Origin of the sequence: Thermococcus sp. 2319x1 (assembly GCF_001484685.1) — an archaeon.
Classification (GTDB): Archaea; Methanobacteriota_B; Thermococci; order Thermococcales; family Thermococcaceae; genus Thermococcus_A.
The window spans coordinates 1,194,043-1,213,600 of record NZ_CP012200.1 but is presented as its reverse complement, the minus strand read 5'-3'; the positions used below and the strand labels follow the sequence as shown (position 1 = coordinate 1,213,600).

Here is a 19,558-nt window from a genome sequence, read left to right as displayed (position 1 = left end):
ATAAGCATTTTTAGACTACCCTAAACCAGAGGTGATGGGATGACGATAAAAACTCCGCCTAGCTTTAACTTACCCGGATTGGGTGTTGATCCTCTCACCCAGAGAATAAAGGAAAAAGAGAAGCAGTGGAGATACAAAGTTGCTGTTCTGAGTGGGAAAGGAGGCGTTGGGAAATCCACAGTTGCGGTAAATCTTGCAGCGGCACTTGCAAAACAGGGCTATTTCGTGGGCATTTTGGATGCAGATGTACATGGCCCAAACGTGGCAAAGATGCTTGGGGTTGAAAAGGCGGAAGTTCTTGCAGAGAAGTTTGAGGATGGACATTTCGAGATGATACCCCCAATGAACGACTTTCTTGGCCAAACAACTCCAATTAAGGTCATGAGTATGGGGCTCATGGTTCCTGAAGACCAGCCAATAATATGGAGAGGCTCTCTCGTCACAAAGGCCATCAAACAGCTTCTCGGTGATGTAAAGTGGGGAAGCTTGGACTTCATGATCGTGGACTTTCCTCCGGGAACGGGAGACCAAATCTTAACCGTTACCCAGACAATCCAGCTCGATGCGGCTATAATAGTTACCACGCCTCAAGAGGTTGCTTTGCTCGATACGGGTAAAGCGGTAAATATGATGAAACAGATGAACGTTCCCTACATAGCGGTCATTGAGAACATGAGCTATCTAATATGCCCCCACTGCGGGAACAAGATAGACCTCTTTGGTGAGGGCGGCGGAGAGAAGTTAGCAAAGAGAGAAGGGGTTGACTTTCTTGGAAAAGTTCCCATAGATTTGAAGGCTAGAGAAGCGGGCGACAACGGTATACCCATAGTTCTCTACGAGGACACTCCAGCGGCAAAGGCCTTTATGGAAATAGTCCAAAAGCTCATTACAAAACTGGAAGAGCTGAAGAAAGAGTAAAGCTTAAATCTCTTTTTGAATTATTACCTATCGATGCGCGGCTGAGATCGGCATGGGCCGAAACGGTGATGCCGCGCTGGACCTGGCTACATAATTTTATCCGGTGGGGGAGATGAAGAAATTTTTAATCATGACGCTCCTCTTTATGCTTCCCCTTGCTTCTGCGTCTCAGTTAGAGTTCTATCCAAATGAAAATGCCTTTGAAGAGTTTTTATCTGATGGAAGAACATACCATGTGGTTTCGGGAGAGAGTGACTATTCTAAGGCATGGGGATGGTATGTTGATGAGAAGCTTTCTCGGTTTAAAGATAAGGGGGATGAAGTTCTGGTTCTTGTTGGAAACGTCTATGACAACCCGGAGATGAAAAAGCTCTGGAATTTAACGGGATTACCTCCGGAAGCTTCTTTGGAGCCCTCAGTGATAGTTCTCAACGGGGTTGTTCTCTTCACCGGCAGCGAGGGGAACATGTACCTCATAGAGAAGGCGTTTTCATCCCACTATAGGTTCAGAAGTGCGGAGGTGTATGGTCTTTTATTTGCAGGTATCTTTTTGGTCCTTTTCTTTGCATTTTGGTTCTCCAATCACGGAACTTATACTCACTTTTTCTATCTTCTTGTTGTGTCTCTCCTTGCATTCTGGGTTTCAAACTCGATGCCCTTTACTATTGGCGAAGACTTTCTTAAGAATACCTTTCAGAGTGCCTTGATGGAGACTAAAGACTCGCTTCTATCTCTTGCTCTCAATTCCTATTTCCAAGTCTACTCTCCAACGGAAGAAGCCCTTCTTGTTCTTCATTTATTTATCCTCTTCTTTACGTCCACTCTGATATTTTTTACGGCTCCAAAGCCATATAGAGAGCTTGGCTTTTTGGTTTTTGGACTTATGTTCTCGTCTCCCTCATTCAGGAATTCTATTGCAGATTTCTCCACAAATATCGGGGTGTTTCTCTTAGTCCTTGTTGCGGCGCTTACACTAAATGCAAAATTTACGGAAGGGAGTCCTAAGGTAATGGGGCAAGTCTTTCTCCTCTCACTTGTCGTTGCAGCGGGCAGTTTGGTGTGGCCCTATCTGATTGTTTTTCCATTTTTCACGTTTTTTGTCTTTCCAACAAAGTCTATAAGAAATTCCATTTACCTTGGTCTGAGCATTACTTTCTTTATCTTAGGGGCAAATGTTTTTTCAATTCCAGAAATCTCCCTATCCTTTGATCCCGGCTCTCTCTTCGTCTTCTTAAGGGAAGGAATCCTCCAGCTGATTTTAATATCCTATCTGTTGTTTGATTTCAGAAGATCGATATTAAATATGAGAGGGGGAAAAGCATTGTTTTTCTGGCTTCTGGTTATTTTTGTTCCGTTGTCGGCTTGCTCTCCTCAGCTCTTCCCAATGGTTCAGTACATCTCTTCAGCTCTTGCAGTTAGACTGATATGTGAGCTCACTCCTCAAACTTAATTGCCCCAAACACCGCGGCTTTTAGATGGGGCCCTATCTCTTTGATAATTCCAGGGGCCTGTGTGCCCTTTTTAAGAACTAAAAGAGTTTCCATAAGTCCAAGCTCTTCGAGTCTTTTTACATCCCTTGAATGTCCTGTTTTTATTAGTGCTTCTTCGACCTTTTCACTTATTGTGCCGGCAACGAATATCTTGTCATATCCATCGGTTGTCCACTTTTCTATTTGTTTTAGCTGTCTTTCGCTGAATTTTCCTTCCATCTCTCTAGCCCCAAACTCCACTTTTGTGATTTCTAATTCTACTGGCAAATGGTCTATCCAGCCAAACTCTCTTATGAGCTGTCTGGCTGGCTTGTCTCCAAATGTGGACTTGAGATAGTAAAGGGGAACCAAAGCATCCTTTGGGGTCGGCGAGAATACTCCAATGTCAACGTAGACCCCATAACCTACTTTTCCGAGCTCAATAAACCTTCCCCTGTACGTTTCCCCTTCCTTTACCTTGCTTAACTTGTATGGAACCTCTCCAAACTCCTCCCGTATGAGATTTGCAGAAACTTCCTCATCTTCCCCTTCTAAGTTTATTTTGGCCCATTGTTTTTGGGTAATTCCTATTTTCCACGAAACTTCTAAATCTCCTATAAGGGATTTGAGCTTCTTGTTGAGCTTTTCAAAACCACTCCTATCCCCGTATATCTTCTCAAGAATAATAATCTCCATCTTATCATCCCCGCAGTTCACTAAAATTCAAGATTGGTCATGGTTTATTCCCAGTTCTTCCTCAAGCCTTTTGATTTTTTCTTGGAGCTCTTTAACTATTTCACTGTTGTCGTATTGCATGAGCATTTCACCGCACAGAGGGCATCTGAACTCATACTCCATTGCCTCATCAAAAGTCAGTCTTGGATGGCCGGGAGTTCCGCAGTGGTAGTAGACTTCTTTAGTTTCCTCCTCGAGCATCTCTTTCAATTTTTTGAGCTCCTGCATTTTTCTCGCTCTTATGATCTCCGGCAGTCTTCTTGTTTCAAGGCGCCAGTAATAGTAGTACCATCCCGTATCCTTGTCCTTTACCCTTCTAAATTCTGCAAGCTGAGTGTCGTAGAAGGCGTATAGTATTTTTCTGACGGTATTTACCCTAATTCCGGTCATCTCTGCTATCTCTTCATCGGTTGCCTCTTTCTTCTTTTCGAGAGCCTTGATTACCTCAATCGCCTCTTTTCCGCCTATCTCCTCTGCGAATTTCAAGAGTTCTTTGTTTTTTCTTCTGGCCATAAGTAAGACCTCCAAGTCCTTGGATTTTATCTTAAAAATTGATTTTGTGAACGCTGTATTAACCCACTAATAATACATTTGGGCTCTGGAGTATATATAGGTTTTTGTCGAAAAAAGAAGCTTAATGTACAAAAAAGGACTTCAGCTATTCGCTAAAATACTCGTCAACAAGCTCCTTTGCAGAGGGCTTATAGAGTTCAAGAATTTGAATATCTTCTATGACGTTCCCCTCTCTAAGCTTTAGCTTAACTTTGCCACCGTAAACCTGAAGATCAAGAAGCCCGTATATTGCATCTTCAGCCTCCAGAGGGGTTTTGAACTTCATTATATACTCGCCACTCTCATCTATGAGCTTTACCCAGTATTCGTTTTTCCTCTTAAAAGGCCGGGTAACTTTTGGCTTGAATTTCTCAATTGTTATTTCCAACGAAGTCACCTCCATGATACAGTTGCCCTTTAAGCCTTTTGTGGTCTTTTTTAATAGTTTATCTTTGTTACCATTTTTAAGCCTTTGCATGTTAAAGACCACTATCTTTATGTATTCTGATCAGCATGAGTATCTTAGGGGAAAAGTATGGATGCAGTTGAGGTCTTTGATTTGAAGAAGAGGTACCCTAAAAAGATTCCTCTCCCGTTAAGAAAGGTGGAATGGGTCGAGGCGGTTAAGGGCATCAGCTTTAAGGTTAAAAAGGGCGAACTTTTTGGCCTTCTCGGACCCAACGGGGCTGGAAAGACCACCACAATAAAAATGCTCACAACTTTGCTTGAGCCTACTGAAGGAGAAGTGAAAATCTTGGGGTATGATATAAGGAAAGACGCAAGGGAAATTAGAAAGAGAATAAACCTCGTGGCAGAGGGGGAGAGAACCCTTTACTGGCGTTTAAGTGCGTATGAAAACCTGAAATATTTTGCGAGGATTTATTATGTTCCCAAGCGAGAGGAAAAAGAGAGAATTGAGGAACTTCTCAGGCTGGTTGGTCTATGGGAGAGAAAAGATGACCTCGTTATGAACTATTCGAGGGGAATGAAGCAGAGGCTGGCCATAGCAAAGGCCTTGATAAACGACCCGGATGTTTTGTTTTTGGATGAACCCACCTTAGGCTTGGATGTGCAGAGCTCCATATTTGTCCGGGAATTTATAAGGAAGCTTGTGGATGAGAAAGGAAAAACCGTCCTCCTAACTACCCACTACATGGCCGAGGCGGAGCAGCTCTGCGATAGGATAGCCATAATGGACCAGGGCAAGATTATAGCCCTTGATACCCCAGAGGGACTTAAAAAGCTTGTTAAGGACGAGGATGCCGTGGAAATACGCCTTAAATGGGAGGGTACCTTTGATGGCCTACCTTGGGGAATTGCTGTCGTTGAGGAGGATTCGGAGAGAGGAATCATAACCCTGAGAGGCCAGGTGGACGAGGAAGAGCTTCCCAAGCTGGTCGAGTGGCTTGTAAAGAAAGGGGCTAAGATAATAAGTGTAGAACAGAAGGAGCCAACCCTTGAGGACGTTTTTATAAAGCTCACCGGAAGGGGGTTGAGGGATTGATAGTGCCAGCTGTGATAGAAAAAGAATTTAGGATGTTTTTCAGGTATCCCTTGAGGATAATAAGCTCTATTCTTGTTGGCTTAGTTTTCCTTCTTCAGTTTGTCTTCTTTGGGCAGGCTGTCCTTGGAGGGAGACACTCACAGCTTTTGGCGAGCTCTACGGGCATGGGGGATTATCCAACGTACGCTTTGATTGGCTACGTTTTGTGGTGGGTTTCGGTTTCACCAATGGAAGCTTACGTCTGGGGAGTGAGGAGGGAGCTCCAGAGAGGGACTTTTGAAATGAACATACTCTCCCCGACCAGAATTTTGGAGCTCCTCTTCGGATTGGCTGTTAGCTGGCTTTTAATGGATTCTACCCTCATGGGAATCGTCTTTGTAATTGGTGCCCTGATATTTGATATCCCCCTCACGTTCACAATAATTCTGAAGTCTATTCCAATTATTCTGGCATCACTACTGGCTTTTTTGGGGTTTGGTTTCATCTTTGCTGGGCTTGTGATGCTCCTAAAGAACATAGGGCCTTTTGCACAGATATTTGAGTTTGGAATGCTCTTTTTCTCCGGCGTCTTCTTCCCCCTTGCTGTAATGCCCGAATGGCTGGTTGCTTTCTCAAAGGCCTTCCCACTTACCCATGCTGCCTCCGCTGTTAGGGCAATCTTTGTTGGAAAAACCTATGCAGAAATACGGGGAGAAATAGTGTGGCTTCTTCTTTTAATACCACTTTACTGGGCAGTTGGGTACTTAATTTTCAAATGGGCAGAAAAGGTAACCCGGGTGGTTGGTTATGGAGGTTACTAAAGAGCTCAGAGCGCTTTACGGTGTTGCAGTTAAGAGCTGGAGAATCTTCTTGAGTTACAGGGTGTGGTTTATTAGCGATGTTATGTTGGGGTTTTTCTTCGTGGGTCAGGCTCTGCTGATAGGAATAGGTCTCACCGGAGAGAGAAATTCCCCCGCACTTCAAAAACTCACGGGATATTCAGACTACGTAACTTTTGCAGTCTTGGGATTTATGGTATTGGGCTTTGGTTTGACTTTTCTCAGCGGCTTTGTGTGGAGCGTTGTTGATGAACTCTATGCTGGAACCCTTGAGTACTCCTTTGCAGCCCCCATAAGGAGGCTGACCTTCTTTATAGGCAACGTTCTTACCAGAATTTTCCTGTCACTGATCTATATGGCAATCTACATTCCACTTTTTGTCGTGATATTTGACATTAGCTTTGACTTCTTCAATTTTCTCAAAGCCCTTCCAGTGTTGCTTGTGGGTACAGTGGGAATGATAGGGATGGGAATGGCTGCCGCTGGTATCGTTCTTTATTTAAAAGACCCGGGTCCGTTTATAACTATTCTTGAAATGCTGGTCTTTGCTTTAAGCGGTGCGATGTATCCGATCTCAATCTTGCCTAAGGGGTTGCAGATAATGGCGAAAATTCTTCCCTATGCTCCCACAAGTGAGGCCGTGAGAAAGGTTGTTGCCTACGGCTATGAAAAAGCTTTGGGGGAGATTTCCTATCTTATAGTTCTTTCTCTGCTCTATGCCCTTTTGGGATACCTAAGCTACAAATGGAGCGAGAAACAAGCAAAAACCGTAGGCTTGAAGAGCTACTAAAAGGGAAGGCCCAAGTTCAGCTCTTCTGCTATTTTTTTGATCTCCTCCAACGGTATGATCGCGCTTCTCGCGCCAACTTTCTGCACCGTTAGATATGCCAGAAGAGTTCCAAGTTTTGCCGCATCCCTCAGCTCCCATCCTTTAAGAACCCCATAGATAAATCCGGCATCAAAGGCATCTCCAGCCCCGGTGGAATCTACTACTTTAGCACTCAGCCCCCTAATCTCAAAAACTTTCCCTTTATCATCTCTAATCATCGCCCCACCGCCGTTTAATGTTATGATGACGTTTTTAGCTCTAACGTCGTGGATCTTCACCAGGCTTCCATACTTTCGCTTGAACTCATCTTCGTTCATGAGGAGATAGGTTATCTTGTCCTCAACGGATTCTGGCACCTCTGCTTCGCCTATGTCCAGTGAAATGGAAATTCCATTCTCGAAGGCAAAGTTAACAGTCTTTTCAATGAGCTCTTTTGGGTTTGATGACATGTGGATGTGCCTAGCTTTGGAAAGGTACTCAAAATCAACGTCTCTGTATGCGTTAGCACCGAGATGCTTTACTATCCTCTTGTCCTCTCCTTTTATCAGGGAAATAGCTATTCCCGAGTGCTCGTTAACGACTTTAATCCCCCCCACATCAACGCCAATTTTCTTAAAATAGCTTATGTGGGCCTCGCCAATCTCATCGTTACCGACTGCTCCAATAAACCCAACCTTAACTCCCATGTGGGCCAGCCAAGAAGCGGTATTGCCTGCAGCACCTCCCAATCCGAAGTGGGCTCTCTTGGCGATTACCTTCTCATGAAACTCGGGAAATCTCTCCACAAGTAGGATTATATCGTAGTTGAGGTTTCCTATTGCAATTACCTCAAACACTCTCTCACCCCTAAAATCTTCCCCGCTTGACCGATTTATATTTTTCTCCTCTAAACGTCCTTTTGTATACATCTCTCCTCGAGACAACGCTTTTATAGTCTTAAACTTTAATTTAAATGATTGTCTAAACCCTTAGATTGCGGGTGATATGCATGGAAGATAGATTAGAAAAAGCCCTTAACTGGGCCCTTGAAAACTTCAAAGCGGACTACATAGAAATCCGCTATGAGAACATCAGCAAAAACACTCTGGAACTCAAAGATGGAACTTTTACAACCTTTGCCGGCAAAGGGCAGATGGGCGTTGCCATTAGAGTTTTAGCAGACGGGGCATGGGGGTTTTCCTCAACAAACAGACTTGAAAACCTTGAGCAGGCCATAGAAAATGCATACAAGCTTGCGAAAGCAACGGCAAAAGCCAAGAAGGAAAAAATCCAGCTCGCGGAGATAAAGACTCACGAGGATGTGGTGAAGAGCAAGGTGAAAATAAGGCCCAGAGAAGTCCCAATAGAGGAAAAAGTTGAGAGGCTAATGGACCTGGAAGCTCTTCTCAAAGAAGACGGAGCTATAAAATCAACGTGGCTTCGCTATGAAGACGCAAGCGGGGAAAAGATCCTCATAACAAACGAGGGTACAAAGATAAAGTGGGATTTGAACTATGTATGGCAGTATGTATGGGCAACTGGCAAAGAAGGGGAAAGGCTTGCAGCCGCGAGAGATGAAGTTGGTGCAGTTGATTACGGCTGGGAGCTTTTCAAAGAAAAAGAGCCAAATGAAGAAGTCGCTAAGAGGGTCATCAGAAAAGTTCATGCACAGTTAGAGGGCATTGCACCGAAGAGGGGAGAATTTCCAATAGTTGCCGGGCCTATAGTGGTGGGCATTATAGCTCACGAAGCCCTTGGACACCTCGCAGAGGCGGATTTGACGATAAACTCTCCCTTTAAAGATTTGATTGGAAAGCAGATTGCTCCGGAATACGTTACAATGAGCGAACGCATAGTTGAAGGGGGCTTCGGAAACGACCGCTATGACGACGAGGGCGTTCCGGTCAAAGACATTCACATAATTGAAAACGGAATTTTGAAGGAGATAATGCTCAACAGGGAATATGCCCACAAGTGGAATATGGAGCCAAACGGTCATGCGAGGGCAGAAAACTACACCTATCCCCCGATAATAAGAATGCGCAACACAATCTTTGAGCCGGGAGACTGGAAGTTTGAGGAGATGATAGAGGACATCAAGTTCGGTTACTACGTTGTTGACTTTAGAGGAGGTCAGGCACAGCTCAACTCTGCCTTCCAGGTGGGGGTTCAGGAGGGGTATATGATTGAGAATGGCGAAATAACGAAGCCCATAAGGGATACTTCAATAAGCGGAATTGCCATCGAGGCGTTGAAGAAGATAAGTGCCGTAGGAAATGACTTTGGTCTCGAGATGGGGAGATGCGGAAAAGGACAGACGGCTTTTGTCAGCTCTGGCGGTCCCCACATGCGCTTTGATGGAGGAATAATAATAGGGTGATAGGGATGGAGGAGCTAATTCGTTTCGGAGAAAAATTCTTTGATGAGATTGAGATTGCCTTTTACAGAAACAGGGATGCCAGCGTTAACATTGAGCTCAACGAGGTTTCCACTTCAGCCTTGAGGGAGAGGGTTGTTACGGTTGTCAGGGGTATTAAAGACAAAAGGCTTGGAGTGGCCATAGTTGATACCGGAGATAAAGAGAAAATCAAGGAGGCCATAGAGAGGGCATACAAACTTGCAAAGCTCAACAAGCCCGATGAAAGGTGGGTTTCATTCCCAGAACCCGGAAGATACAAGGAGCCACGAAAAGTAGATAGGGAACTCAAAGAAGTCTCACCGGACTACTTTGTGGAGCTTGCAAAAAGGGGCATAGAGCTGGCATCTGAGGAGGGAATAGTCGTCGCAGGCGGTGGAGGAGGAGCGGAATGGGGAGAAAGCCTAATAGTTAATTCCCACGGCGTTAACGTATCTCAAGAAGGCGGAGGGGCTTTCTTTTACATTGAACTCGTTGGGATGAAGGAAGGCAAGGTAACCCCGGGCATTTTTGACTTCGATGCTAAGCTTTCCCTCAAGCTTGATGTAGAAAGCGTCGTTAAAAACGCCCTTCAAAAAGTCAAATGGGCACTTAAAACCGAAAAAAGCAGGACAGAGGAAGCAAAAGTGGTAGTTGGGCCATGGGCAGTTTCGGGACTTTTATCCTATGCACTATTCCCGGCATTCAGCGGTGAAAGACTCGTCAAGGGAACTACTCCATTAGCTGGCAAAGTGGGCGAGAAGGTTTCAAACGAGCTCCTCACAATCTACGACGACCCGCTTCACGAGCTCAGCATAAACCCAATTATAGCAGATGACGAGGGAGTCCCAACCAGAAGAAACACGATAATCGAAAAAGGAGTTTTCAAAGGCTTTATATGGGACAACTACTGGGCAAAGGTTCACGGAACTGAGAGCACCGGAAACGGAAAGAGAAACCTGTCTACCGGAGGAATAAGCATAGGGTTTCACAACGTCGTGATTGAGAAGGGTAATAAAAGCCTCGAAGAGATTATAGGGGAGATAGAGCACGGCTATCTGGTGGACGGCTTCCAAGGGGCCCATTCAAGCAATCCAGACAACGGGAACTTTGCCGTGGTGGCAAATCCGGCTTTTCTTATAGAGGATGGAGAGATAAAAGGCTCCACAGTGTTCATGATGAGCGGCAACGTTTACGAACTGCTACCAAACCTCTACGCAGTAAGCAAAGAGCAAAAGGTATTGCCCTTCGGAGGAAGCATGGTTGTGCCTTCAATGGCCTTCGAGAACGTTAGAATAGCGGGAAAGTAGGATAATTTATCCATCTAATCCTTTTTAAACCCTCGCTTTAATTTTTCCCACATGTATGAGCTAACAGAGGATTACAAGCTCAGGAAGATTACCAAATATGAGCTTGACATGGTAGGCGAGAGGGAAGACCTATTGATAATTCCCCCATCCTCTAAGGCGGGCTCGTGTGGTAACGATTGCATTTTTTGTTACCTTATGCAAAATCCCCCCCAGATGGTGTACAGGGTTTCCAAACATGACACCCTCAACGATCCGGAGCTTGAGGACAGAATAGCCTACGCAAGGAAGCACTACGATCTGTGGATAAGGGTTACCGATACAAGTGCAAACGTCCGCTTTGACGAAAAGAGGATCGAAAGCCTTTACTCAGCTGGGCTGGATGAAATCCAAATATCCCTCCACACAACAAAGAAAGACGTTAGGATTAAGCTTATGAAGAACAGAAACGCCGGAAAAGTCATTGACCTTTTACCAAAGGTCGTGGAGAACTTTAGGGTTATAGCGGACATAATCTTAACTCCCGGCTACAACGTCTCCGATATAGGTGAGGTTTTGGATGATTTAGATAACTTTGGCGTTCATGAAGTCAGGCTATTTCCGATTGGAGTCACAAGGTACTCAAGGACTAGAGCTTTAACAAGGGAGGAGCTTCTTTTTGTTAAAAACGTCGCCCTTGAGAAGGAGAAAGAGCTGAGCCTAAAGATAGTCATACCACCAATTTTTGAGGCTCTTCTTGGTGAGTTCAAAGTTCCCCTGGAGCCCTTTGACATTGAGCCCCCTCTACCAACCTACATCTTCACCGGGGAGCTCGCTTATCCAGAAATCAAGCGTCTCTTCCCAAAAATAAACGTTGTCATGGTCAAGAATGAATTCTTTGGAGGAAACATAGGCACTGCCGGATTACTAACGGCTCATGACGTCCTTAGAGAAGTTGAAAAACTGCCAGAGGTGGATTTGGGAGTAATTCTCCTCCCAGAGGTCATGTTTTATGGGGATTTTACTTTAGATGGCTGGAAGAGAGAAGGACTTTTCAACAGAATCTTAATGGAAAAGGGCTACATTGTCGAGACAGCCTTAGAGCCTCAAGAGATTCCAGAAATACTTGAGAGGCTATGAGACATACTTGAACTCCGATTCCAGTATCGCCCATTCTTTATCTTCAAAGGCTTTCCTACTTCCATGTAAAATAACGTGGCACTTCTTTGCCGTCGCCTCGTCCTTAAGCCTTGATATGCTCGTGTAGAACTCTTCAAAGCTATCTGCTGCTATTCTAAGCGTCTCTATATTCTCTATCAAGATCACGAGATTTTCCTCCTCGGGGATGTCTTTTAGAGACTCCAGCAGTTTTCTGGGCGTTATGCACCGCTGGCACGTTTTGGAGGTTATCCAAAAAGAGATTATCTCTTTCTTCATCCACTTTTTGATTTCCTCTGGAGAATCCCTCGAGAATACAACACCCTTACGATCTCCCAAGATTTCCAGAAATAAATATCGAGCTTTTATCTTATCACTAAAAAGATAACCCATGGGAGAAAAACTTGTTAAGTCAATACTCCCCTGTTTAACGGCTGTAAAGAGTTCGTAGGCCTTTTTAATCCTTTCATAATGGTCTTCTTCAAAAAGGGCCAGCTGTAGGGCTAAGACTTTGACATCTTCATTTTCCGCTTTTTGAGCAAGCAGTTCGTAAGCCTTCTTTGCGAAGAGCTCGCTTTCCATGCAGTAGTTGAGAGCTTTCAGGTAATCATCTACAGTTTCAAACTTCGGATAGAACGGAAGGACTTCAACTGGAGGAGCCTCTACTTTAACCGGTTCCTCCTCCGGATAGAGCCTTTTAAAAAGCCTGTAGAGCTTTTCCTTATGTGCCACGCTCTCCTCGCTCATTTGTATAAAAAGAAGTTTAATACTCTCTCTCCTGGCTTTCTTGGAAAGTTCGGCATAGTATTTAGCCTCTTCCTCCTCATTAAAAATAGCGTAGCTTAGAACCTCCTTTGGGGACTTTTTCTCAAGTGAGCTCACGACTTTTTCAAGGTAGCTATCGACAACAATCTCTTCCCGCACTTTCCCCCTCTTAAAAAATTTGATCAACATCTTTAAAAACCCATCGTGAAAGTCACTAACGGCGAGAAAAATAGGAAAGGTGAGAGATCATGAAAAATCCATTTGAAAAGATGCCAACAATACTTCTTGCGGATGAAATCATTGATAAGGCTTTTAGGCGAGCTGAGAAAGCTGCCTCTGCCTTTAATCCAAGGGGGAGTGTAGTTAGTAAAGCCAGGCAGAGGGAGGAGCTTAGAATAAGAACCGTCTCAAACGTGATTAGGGACAACCTAAAGAAAGTCCTTGACAGGACTCCCGGAGTTTCAAAGCTGCCTCCTTTTTATCAGGAGCTTCTTGACACGCTGGTTGATAAGAGAACCTTCCATAAGGCTCTTGCTTCAATAAACTGGGCTATAAAGACCGTGAGGACACTTGAAGAGAGGTACGTGGAAAAAATTAGGTATTCTAAAGATCCAAAGGAGATTGCACAGCTGAGAAGGGAATTTTACGGAAGGGTCGCGAGCGTTATAAAGGACATAGCCGAAAACCTTGAATATCTGAACAAAGCCAGGGACGTTCTCAAAGATATGCCCGTAATTGACCTCAGCCTTCCCACCATAGTGATAGCCGGCCATCCAAACGTTGGAAAGTCAACTCTTCTCAGAAAGCTCACAAACGCCAAGCCTGAAGTGGCGAGCTATCCTTTCACGACGAAGGGAATAAACGTAGGACAGTTTGAGGAGCACTATCTCAAATATCAGGTTATAGATACCCCCGGCCTTTTGGACAGACCATTAAGCGAAAGGAACGAGATAGAGAAGCAGGCGATTTTGGCATTAAAGCATCTCGGTAAGCTGATAATCTACATCTTTGATCCGAGCGAGCACTGTGGCTTTCCAATAGAGGAACAGATGCATCTTTTTGAAGAAATTTACGCAGAATTCGGAGAATTTCCATTTATAGTGGTGCTCAACAAGATAGACATTGCAGATGAGGAAAAGATAAAGAAGATCGAGGAATTTCTCAGAGCTAAGGGGGTTAAACCCCTAAAGATTTCCGCTGAAAAGGGAATTGGGATAGATGAGCTAAAGGAAAGGGTAATAAAAATAATAAAGCCAGCGATGGAAGCTATTGCCCGCAGTATGGGCAAAATCGAAGGTGAATAGGCCTTAGGGCTCCGCAATGCTCGCACTTTTCTTTTAGTTTTGCCCCGCAGTTGGGACAGTAGAGATAATCATCCTTTATAGGAAAGCCGCAGTTGTAGCATTTGTTTTGGGCGGTTCTCCTTTTGTACACTCTTTCAGGCTTGAGGTATTCCCTTCTCAAGTAATAGAGCGCTAAAAGCGTTGCAAATGCTCCAAAAAGACTTAAGCCTATAAGCTGAACTGTACTCCATATTGCAGAGAGGAGGAGATAGATAAGCAACAGCGAGGAATAGGCTATCAGAGATGAAGTGTAGATGTTTTTGTACCTCCGAAGGAGTAAAAGCGAGGCTATGAAAATCGGAACAGCAAATAAAAGCTTTAGAATCAGAACTTTAAGTCTGTAGACGTTGTAAGCTCTTCTATATTCCTCATTTGCCTTCTGCATGAGCCCTTGGAGTTCTGAGTTAAGCTCTTCCAGCTTTTTGTGAGTCTCTTCGTAAGCACTTTTTGCCCCGAGATACTGGAAATAGGCTTTTTCATAGTCTTCTTTGGCCTTTAGATATTCCTCCTTTAGCTCTTCCGTTGCATTTCCGCTCTCAAGCGCAACTCTGTATTCCTCCCTTTTGAAGAGGTAAACCCTCTCTGCCTCTGTTAAGTTGCTCTCTGCCTTTTGATACATCTCGAAGAGCTTTCTATCGAGTTCCATTAAGCGGCTTTGATTTTCGAGGAGGGCCTTTATCCCGTATTTCTCTTGATAATACTCATAATTCGGCCTTTGAGGGACGTTCTCAAGCTCTCTGAGAAAGTTTATGCTCGCCAGAAGAAGAAAAACAACGAACAAACTCGCGAGTATCTTTTCAATGCGCGAGTATTCCATTATTCACACCGGAATAAATAGGGAGCCCGTATATAAAAAGGTTTGCAGAAAAAGAGAGGAATTCAGGCGTTTTCTTCCTTGATGAGAACCGCGTTTACAACACCATCTTGGCCCGGTCTTGAGGTAACTATTGCCCTCCCAATTTCTGTCTGGATTATTGCACCCTTTGTGATGATGTTCCTTCTAACGTACTGTCTGTTGGCTGGGTTCTCAACCACGCTTATTATCTTCACCTTCCTGCCCTTTCCGTTTTCGAAAACGTTAGCGTAGAGTGCCTTCACGAGTCTGACTTTTCTGTTGCCTCCGTAGGTTCTGATGATCTTTCTCTCTTCCTTATCTTCAACTACCCTTGTAAACGCTGGTTCTCTTCCGAGTTCCCTCTTTCTCTTCTTTCTTGCGAGTATAATCCTTCCACCTGAAGGCTTTTTGAGTGATCTTCCCTGCCAGATAGCCATAGCTTTCACCTCATGATGATCTTAACCCTATGGGCATTTTAGGGATTTGCTTATAAATCTTTTCCCTCCAAAATCCTTAAAACCATAACTCTTCTATCTTCGCTGGTGGTGCAGATGGGAGCTGTGAACGCTTTCGCCAGAACCATTGTAGCTATTACAAGAAATCCCAAGCTCTTGCTAATTCCGCTGATTATCTCAATCATCCTAAGTCCGGTTTCTGCTTACCTTATCAAGGAGATGCCGATGTTTGAGAGCTTTTCCAAGCTTCCGGAGAGCAGTAATGAGACCATCATATTTGAAGAACACGGTGCGTTTTCTGAAGAGATGCTTGCCGAGCTTGCAGACTTTTTCAAATTTTTGGTGATTTTCATGCTTATCTCTCTCCTTCTCCAGGCTCTCAGTGAATACGCCATGATAAAAGGCGCTCTAATGACGGAAGAGGGGAAAAGCTATTCCCTCCTTGATCTGATATACGAAGGAATAATGCACGTCTTTCAGGTGTTTTTGACGATTTTGATCGCTGGAATCATAAGCTTTGCAATACTCTCAGTCCCCCTCTTCGTCCTTGGATTTTTGCTCTTCATCTCTGGAGGAAATCCGGCAATAGTTTTCCTCTTATTTTTAGTTGAACTCCCACTCGTTTTATTTGTGATAGGGGCAAGCTCAATGGCAGTGCCCATCTACGTTATGAGCGATTCCATCAGCGCTTCTCTGAAATGCTTTTCACTGGCTTTCAAGAACAAGCTCTCCTCCATGACCTTTGGAGCGTTGCTTGTTGTATCAATCTTTTTCCTTTTAGCTGTCCCTGCATCTTTCATTGGTGTGCTGTTTTTTGGGAGAACCGACTTTATGGCGAATTTAATAGTTAACCTTTTACAAGCTCCATTCCAGGCGATAATTCAAGCTTTAGTAGCCATTGGGGGTTTGATGCTCTATCTTGAGCTTTCGGAGAAAGAAAAAGAAGAAAAGCTATTGGAGTTTGAGTTTTAGCCTTTCATTTCTTTTGCCGCTTTTACCAATCCTCTAAACACAGGTGCTGGCTTCATTGGTCTTGACTTAAACTCTGGATGGAACTGGGTCGCTATGAAATAGCGCTTATCCGGCAACTCAAGGATCTCCATTCTCCTTTCATCGTCTCCTGCTATTCCACTAAACACAAGACCGGCCTTTTCGAGCCGTTCGATGTACTCCGGATTTACCTCCCAGCGGTGCCTGTGGCGTTCGTATATGAGTTCCTTACCGTAGAGCCTGTGGGCAAGGGTACCTTCTTTTATCTTGACTGGATATGCTCCAAGCCTCATCGTGCCGCCGAGCTTCTCGAGACTCCTTTGCTCCGGCATGAGGTCAACGACTGGATATGGCGTTTGTGGATTTATTTCGGTTGAATTTGCCCCCTCAAGACCGAGAACGTGCCTCGCAAACTCCACAACGGTTAACTGGAATCCAAAGCAGATTCCAAGGAAGGGAATGTCGTTTTCTCTCGCATACTGTATTGCCATGATCTTACCCTCGCTACCCCTTGCACCAAATCCGCCGGGCACTATTATACCGTGAACCCCTTCAAGGAGCTTGAAGCCTTCTTTTTCCAGGTCCTCTGCTTCGATCCACCTTATCTTTACCTTTACATCGTTGGCGACGCTGGAGTGCTTCAACGCTTCCTTTATGCTGAGGTATGAATCGGCAAGCTTAATGTACTTCCCTACAATAGCTATCTCCACTTCATCTTTCAGGCTTTTGTATTTCCTGACCATTTCTTCCCATGCCCCCAGCTCTGGCTCCCTCTCTTCCAGTCCAAGCCTTTTGGTTAAATATCTGCCAAGCCCTTCCCTCTCAAGGAGGAGCGGAACTTCGTAGGTGTCTTCGACGTCATAGGCACTTATCACAGCCTCTTCTGGCACGTTTGTGAAGAGACTTATCTTTTTTCTGGCCCCTTCTTCAAGGGGATCCTCGCTTCTGGCTATTATTGCGTCAGGCTGAATCCCAAGGGAGCGCAGCTCCTTAACGCTGTGCTGTGTGGGCTTCGTCTTTTGCTCTCCAACAACTTTAAGCTTTGGAACGTAAGTTACATGAACGAAGGCAACGTTCTCTCTCCCTTCTTCGAGCTGCATCTGACGGGCTGCCTCAAGGAAGGGCATGCTCTCTATGTCTCCAGCTGTACCCCCTATTTCAACGACAACAACATCATACCCCTCGGCTATTCTTCTTATGCGCTCCTTGATCTCGTTGGTAATGTGGGGGATAACTTGAACAGTTGCACCTAAATAATCTCCCCTTCTCTCTTTTTCTATAACCGTGGAGTATACTTTTCCAGTTGTGATGTTGTGGTCGAATGTCAGGTTTGTGTCCAAAAAGCGCTCGTAGTTTCCGAGGTCGAGGTCAACCTCTCCTCCGTCGTCGAGCACAAAAACCTCTCCATGTTGATACGGGCTCATGGTTCCAGCATCGTAGTTGATGTACGGGTCAATTTTGATGTTTGTGGTTTTAAAACCCCTTGATTTCATGAGCATGCCCAACGAAGCGCTGGTTATCCCCTTTCCAAGTCCACTCACCACTCCTCCCGTTACAAAGATGAACTTTGCCATGTCAAAACCTCCAAAAGTTATGTTGTCCTTTGCAGCAAGGAAGCTTAAAAGCTTTGTTTAGAAAAAGCTAAAAATGATAAACTCCAAATTATAAATCCCCGGTGAAAAATGAGAAAAGCACAAAGGTTTAAACGCCGTTGTTATCGTTTATTTCTATCCCCTCTTCTTCTTTTCCGTTGTGGAGCTCTTTAATCTCAAAAACCTTTAGAGGCACTTTTCTCAGGGCTTTTCCAACAACGGCTTTGGCTATCCTCTCCGCGTGCTCAAGGCTTTGAGCATTGAACACCTTAAGCGTTAGGTAAATTCCAACCAAACCTATACTCCCAATGACAAACGCGCTCTCAAATGGTGACCCGCAAACAGGACACTGGGAATAACCAATTTCAACCCTCACAAAGTCGAGTTTTTCCTTGTTTAGTGCCTTTGCCACCTTTGATACGGCAACGTTTATTGCATCTTCGGCACTTTCAACGTCTCTCACTATTATTGGAGCCTCAAGGACGACTATATAATCCCCCATCTTCCTCACCCGAATGCAAATAATCTGTCATCTTCACCTTTAAACACTCCAAGCCTTACCCCCGCGTCAATAAAGCCGTGTGCGTAGTTCAAAGCGGCAAATGCTGTGACGTAGTCCCCTTTCCTGTAGTAGTATTCAGCGTCGCTATAGTAGCTTTTTGCCATGGTTAAAAAGTCTTGCGCTACAGAAAAGAGAAGGCTTTTTTCATGGACTGCTATCTCAAGTGTCTCGAGGGCTTTCCTTGTGATTTCAAAATACTTTTTAAGCTTCTCTTCAGTAATCTCTCGCTCCACCGGTCTCGCCTCTCTTGAGTACTTTGAAAACCTTATAAAGCTTAGCTTTTATACCCTTTTCGGTGAATGGATGAGGGTAATAGACCTCTTTGCCGGCGCTGGGGGATTCAGTAGAGGATTTAAGGAGGCGGGATTTAAGATAGTCGCCGCTGTAGAAAACTTTCCTCCAAAAGCGAAGAGCTATCAGGCCAATTTTCCAGAAGCGGTCATCTTTGTGGAGGACATCAAGAGGCTTGATTCGGAGAAGCTCAAAAAGGAGATTGGAGAAGTTGAAGTGATTATAGGCGGTCCCCCCTGCGAGCCCTTTACCGCAATAAACCTGAAGAGGAAGGAGAACCCCATTGACAGGCTTTACAATGATCCAACTGGCAGATTGGTTCTCCATTTTATTAGATTTTTAAAGGTTTTTAAGCCACCAATTTTCGTTATGGAGGAAGTCCCTCAGGTTATGGAAGGTCCTCTGAGAGAAGCCCTCCGAAAGGAGTTCAAAAAGGCTGGCTATGAGGTTTATTTCAACGTACTTAACGCTTATGATTATGGAACGCCCCAGATAAGGAGAAGAGTCTTCATATCCAACGTGCCTTTGAATCCTCCGAAGGTCAGAGAGAAGCCCACGGTCTGGGATGCGATAGGTGACCTCCCAGACCCGATGTTTTCCGAGGAAGAAATCCCAAACCACGAGTATGTCCCAATTTCTCCCAAGAAAAGGAAGGCTATTGCAAAGCTTGGGTGGGGAGAGGCACTGCACTCCTTTGGTGGTAGGTTTAAGAACTGGATAAGACTACACCCCCACAAGCCCGCCCCGACGGTTAGGGGGACAAGCAGGTTTATTCACCCATTTGAAGATAGGCTTTTGACGGTTAGGGAGCATGCAAGGCTAATGGGGTACCCGGATTACCACATCTTCCTTGGGGGAAGAAACGTGCAGTATGACAGTGTTGGCGAGTCCGTCCCCCCGATGGTTGCGAGGGCTATAGCGGAAGTTGTTAAAGTGATGCTCAAGAAAACTCCGTGAGCGAAAGATTTATATTTAAACTTCAACTTTAATGGTTTGGGCGGGCCCGTGGTCTAGCTGGTTATGACGCCACCCTTACGAGGTGGAGGTCCGGGGTTCGAATCCCCGCGGGCCCACCATAACAG

At 44.8% G+C, this 19,558-nt stretch carries 21 protein-coding genes and 1 tRNA gene; 12 read left to right on the top strand and 10 right to left on the bottom strand.

Going from position 1 to position 19,558, the window contains the following annotated elements; translation table 11 throughout:
• Nucleotides 1-39: 39 nt before the first annotated feature.
• Both ADU37_RS06850 and ADU37_RS06845 read left to right on the top strand, forming a co-directional pair.
• The gene (locus ADU37_RS06850) at nt 40-918 is read left to right on the top strand and encodes an Mrp/NBP35 family ATP-binding protein (RefSeq protein WP_058946902.1); all 879 of its coding nucleotides are present in this window, start codon (nt 40-42) and stop codon (nt 916-918) included.
• A 112-nt stretch (nt 919-1,030) separates the two neighbouring features.
• A complete protein-coding gene (locus tag ADU37_RS06845) occupies nt 1,031-2,368 on the top strand; it encodes a hypothetical protein (RefSeq protein WP_058946901.1) in 1,338 nt (445 codons plus the stop codon).
• Here ADU37_RS06845 and ADU37_RS06840 read toward each other — a convergent pair.
• The 3 genes from ADU37_RS06840 to ADU37_RS06830 form a co-directional block, all read right to left on the bottom strand.
• Nucleotides 2,352-3,083 (bottom strand): DUF2110 family protein, encoded by a 732-nt coding sequence (locus tag ADU37_RS06840; protein WP_058946900.1) that lies wholly within the window; start codon nt 3,081-3,083, stop codon nt 2,352-2,354. The two genes, ADU37_RS06845 and ADU37_RS06840, sit on opposite strands and share 17 nt — an antisense overlap.
• Nucleotides 3,084-3,110: 27 nt before the next feature.
• On the bottom strand, nt 3,111-3,635 hold the full coding sequence (tfe, locus tag ADU37_RS06835) for a transcription factor E (RefSeq protein ID WP_058946899.1): 525 nt from the start codon (nt 3,633-3,635) through the stop codon (nt 3,111-3,113).
• A gap of 145 nt (nt 3,636-3,780) precedes the next feature.
• A complete protein-coding gene (locus ADU37_RS06830) occupies nt 3,781-4,062 on the bottom strand; it encodes a hypothetical protein (protein WP_004067064.1) in 282 nt (93 codons plus the stop codon).
• A gap of 147 nt (nt 4,063-4,209) precedes the next feature.
• Here ADU37_RS06830 and ADU37_RS06825 point away from each other — a divergent pair, with 147 nt between their 5' ends.
• Genes ADU37_RS06825 through ADU37_RS06815 form a run of 3 tightly spaced genes read left to right on the top strand, consistent with a single transcriptional unit; the run spans nt 4,210 to nt 6,786 of the window.
• On the top strand, nt 4,210-5,178 hold the full coding sequence (locus ADU37_RS06825; protein ID WP_058946898.1) for an ABC transporter ATP-binding protein: 969 nt from the start codon (nt 4,210-4,212) through the stop codon (nt 5,176-5,178).
• Nucleotides 5,179-5,210: 32 nt separating this feature from the next.
• Nucleotides 5,211-5,978, top strand: coding sequence for an ABC transporter permease (locus ADU37_RS06820; protein WP_058947646.1), 768 nt, complete (start codon nt 5,211-5,213; stop codon nt 5,976-5,978).
• Nucleotides 5,965-6,786 carry an ABC transporter permease gene (locus ADU37_RS06815; protein WP_058946897.1) on the top strand — a complete coding sequence of 274 codons (822 nt, stop codon included), beginning with the start codon at nt 5,965-5,967 and terminating at the stop codon, nt 6,784-6,786. The genes ADU37_RS06820 and ADU37_RS06815 overlap by 14 nt, the downstream gene beginning before the upstream one ends.
• On the opposite strand, the gene ADU37_RS06810 is transcribed toward ADU37_RS06815, so the two are convergent.
• On the bottom strand, nt 6,783-7,661 hold the full coding sequence (locus ADU37_RS06810; protein WP_058947645.1) for an ADP-dependent ribose-1-phosphate kinase: 879 nt from the start codon (nt 7,659-7,661) through the stop codon (nt 6,783-6,785). The genes ADU37_RS06815 and ADU37_RS06810 overlap by 4 nt on opposite strands.
• Before the next feature lie 152 nt (nt 7,662-7,813).
• Between ADU37_RS06810 and ADU37_RS06805 the strand changes: the two genes are divergently transcribed.
• The 3 genes from ADU37_RS06805 to ADU37_RS06795 are packed head-to-tail and all read left to right on the top strand — an operon-like array spanning nt 7,814 to nt 11,625.
• A complete protein-coding gene (locus tag ADU37_RS06805; RefSeq protein ID WP_058946896.1) occupies nt 7,814-9,184 on the top strand; it encodes a TldD/PmbA family protein in 1,371 nt (456 codons plus the stop codon).
• Between the two features lie 5 nt (nt 9,185-9,189).
• Nucleotides 9,190-10,509, top strand: a complete 1,320-nt coding sequence (locus tag ADU37_RS06800; protein ID WP_058946895.1) for a TldD/PmbA family protein — start codon at nt 9,190-9,192, stop codon at nt 10,507-10,509.
• A 51-nt stretch (nt 10,510-10,560) separates the two neighbouring features.
• On the top strand, nt 10,561-11,625 hold the full coding sequence (locus tag ADU37_RS06795) for a DUF512 domain-containing protein (protein WP_058946894.1): 1,065 nt from the start codon (nt 10,561-10,563) through the stop codon (nt 11,623-11,625).
• On the opposite strand, the gene ADU37_RS06790 is transcribed toward ADU37_RS06795, so the two are convergent.
• Nucleotides 11,620-12,597 carry a ferritin family protein gene (locus tag ADU37_RS06790; protein ID WP_082663030.1) on the bottom strand — a complete coding sequence of 326 codons (978 nt, stop codon included), beginning with the start codon at nt 12,595-12,597 and terminating at the stop codon, nt 11,620-11,622. The two genes, ADU37_RS06795 and ADU37_RS06790, sit on opposite strands and share 6 nt — an antisense overlap.
• A gap of 59 nt (nt 12,598-12,656) precedes the next feature.
• Between ADU37_RS06790 and ADU37_RS06785 the strand changes: the two genes are divergently transcribed.
• On the top strand, nt 12,657-13,712 hold the full coding sequence (locus tag ADU37_RS06785) for an NOG1 family protein (protein ID WP_058946893.1): 1,056 nt from the start codon (nt 12,657-12,659) through the stop codon (nt 13,710-13,712).
• Here the strand turns inward: ADU37_RS06785 and ADU37_RS06780 are convergent.
• Together ADU37_RS06780 and ADU37_RS06775 are read right to left on the bottom strand one after the other, a co-directional pair.
• Nucleotides 13,675-14,568, bottom strand: a complete 894-nt coding sequence (locus ADU37_RS06780; RefSeq protein WP_058946892.1) for a zinc ribbon domain-containing protein — start codon at nt 14,566-14,568, stop codon at nt 13,675-13,677. The two genes, ADU37_RS06785 and ADU37_RS06780, sit on opposite strands and share 38 nt — an antisense overlap.
• A 62-nt stretch (nt 14,569-14,630) precedes the next feature.
• Nucleotides 14,631-15,023, bottom strand: a complete 393-nt coding sequence (locus tag ADU37_RS06775) for a 30S ribosomal protein S8e (protein ID WP_058946891.1) — start codon at nt 15,021-15,023, stop codon at nt 14,631-14,633.
• Nucleotides 15,024-15,128: 105 nt separating this feature from the next.
• On the opposite strand from ADU37_RS06775, the gene ADU37_RS06770 reads away from it, so the two are divergent.
• Complete coding sequence (locus tag ADU37_RS06770) at nt 15,129-16,013, top strand: hypothetical protein (RefSeq protein WP_144433225.1); 885 nt, start codon at nt 15,129-15,131, stop codon at nt 16,011-16,013.
• Here ADU37_RS06770 and pyrG read toward each other — a convergent pair.
• The 3 genes from pyrG to ADU37_RS06755 form a co-directional block, all read right to left on the bottom strand.
• A complete protein-coding gene (gene pyrG / locus ADU37_RS06765) occupies nt 16,010-17,605 on the bottom strand; it encodes a glutamine hydrolyzing CTP synthase (RefSeq protein WP_058946889.1) in 1,596 nt (531 codons plus the stop codon). The genes ADU37_RS06770 and pyrG overlap by 4 nt on opposite strands.
• 127 nt (nt 17,606-17,732) lie before the next feature.
• Nucleotides 17,733-18,125: a DUF555 domain-containing protein gene (locus ADU37_RS06760; protein ID WP_058946888.1), complete on the bottom strand. Its 393-nt coding sequence runs from the start codon at nt 18,123-18,125 to the stop codon at nt 17,733-17,735.
• A 5-nt stretch (nt 18,126-18,130) separates the two neighbouring features.
• Nucleotides 18,131-18,418: a DUF357 domain-containing protein gene (locus ADU37_RS06755; protein ID WP_058946887.1), complete on the bottom strand. Its 288-nt coding sequence runs from the start codon at nt 18,416-18,418 to the stop codon at nt 18,131-18,133.
• A gap of 70 nt (nt 18,419-18,488) precedes the next feature.
• Here ADU37_RS06755 and ADU37_RS06750 point away from each other — a divergent pair, with 70 nt between their 5' ends.
• On the top strand, nt 18,489-19,433 hold the full coding sequence (locus ADU37_RS06750) for a DNA cytosine methyltransferase (protein WP_058946886.1): 945 nt from the start codon (nt 18,489-18,491) through the stop codon (nt 19,431-19,433).
• A gap of 42 nt (nt 19,434-19,475) precedes the next feature.
• Nucleotides 19,476-19,552: transfer RNA gene (locus ADU37_RS06745), tRNA-Val, on the top strand.
• The last annotated feature ends 6 nt before the right edge of the window (nt 19,553-19,558 follow it).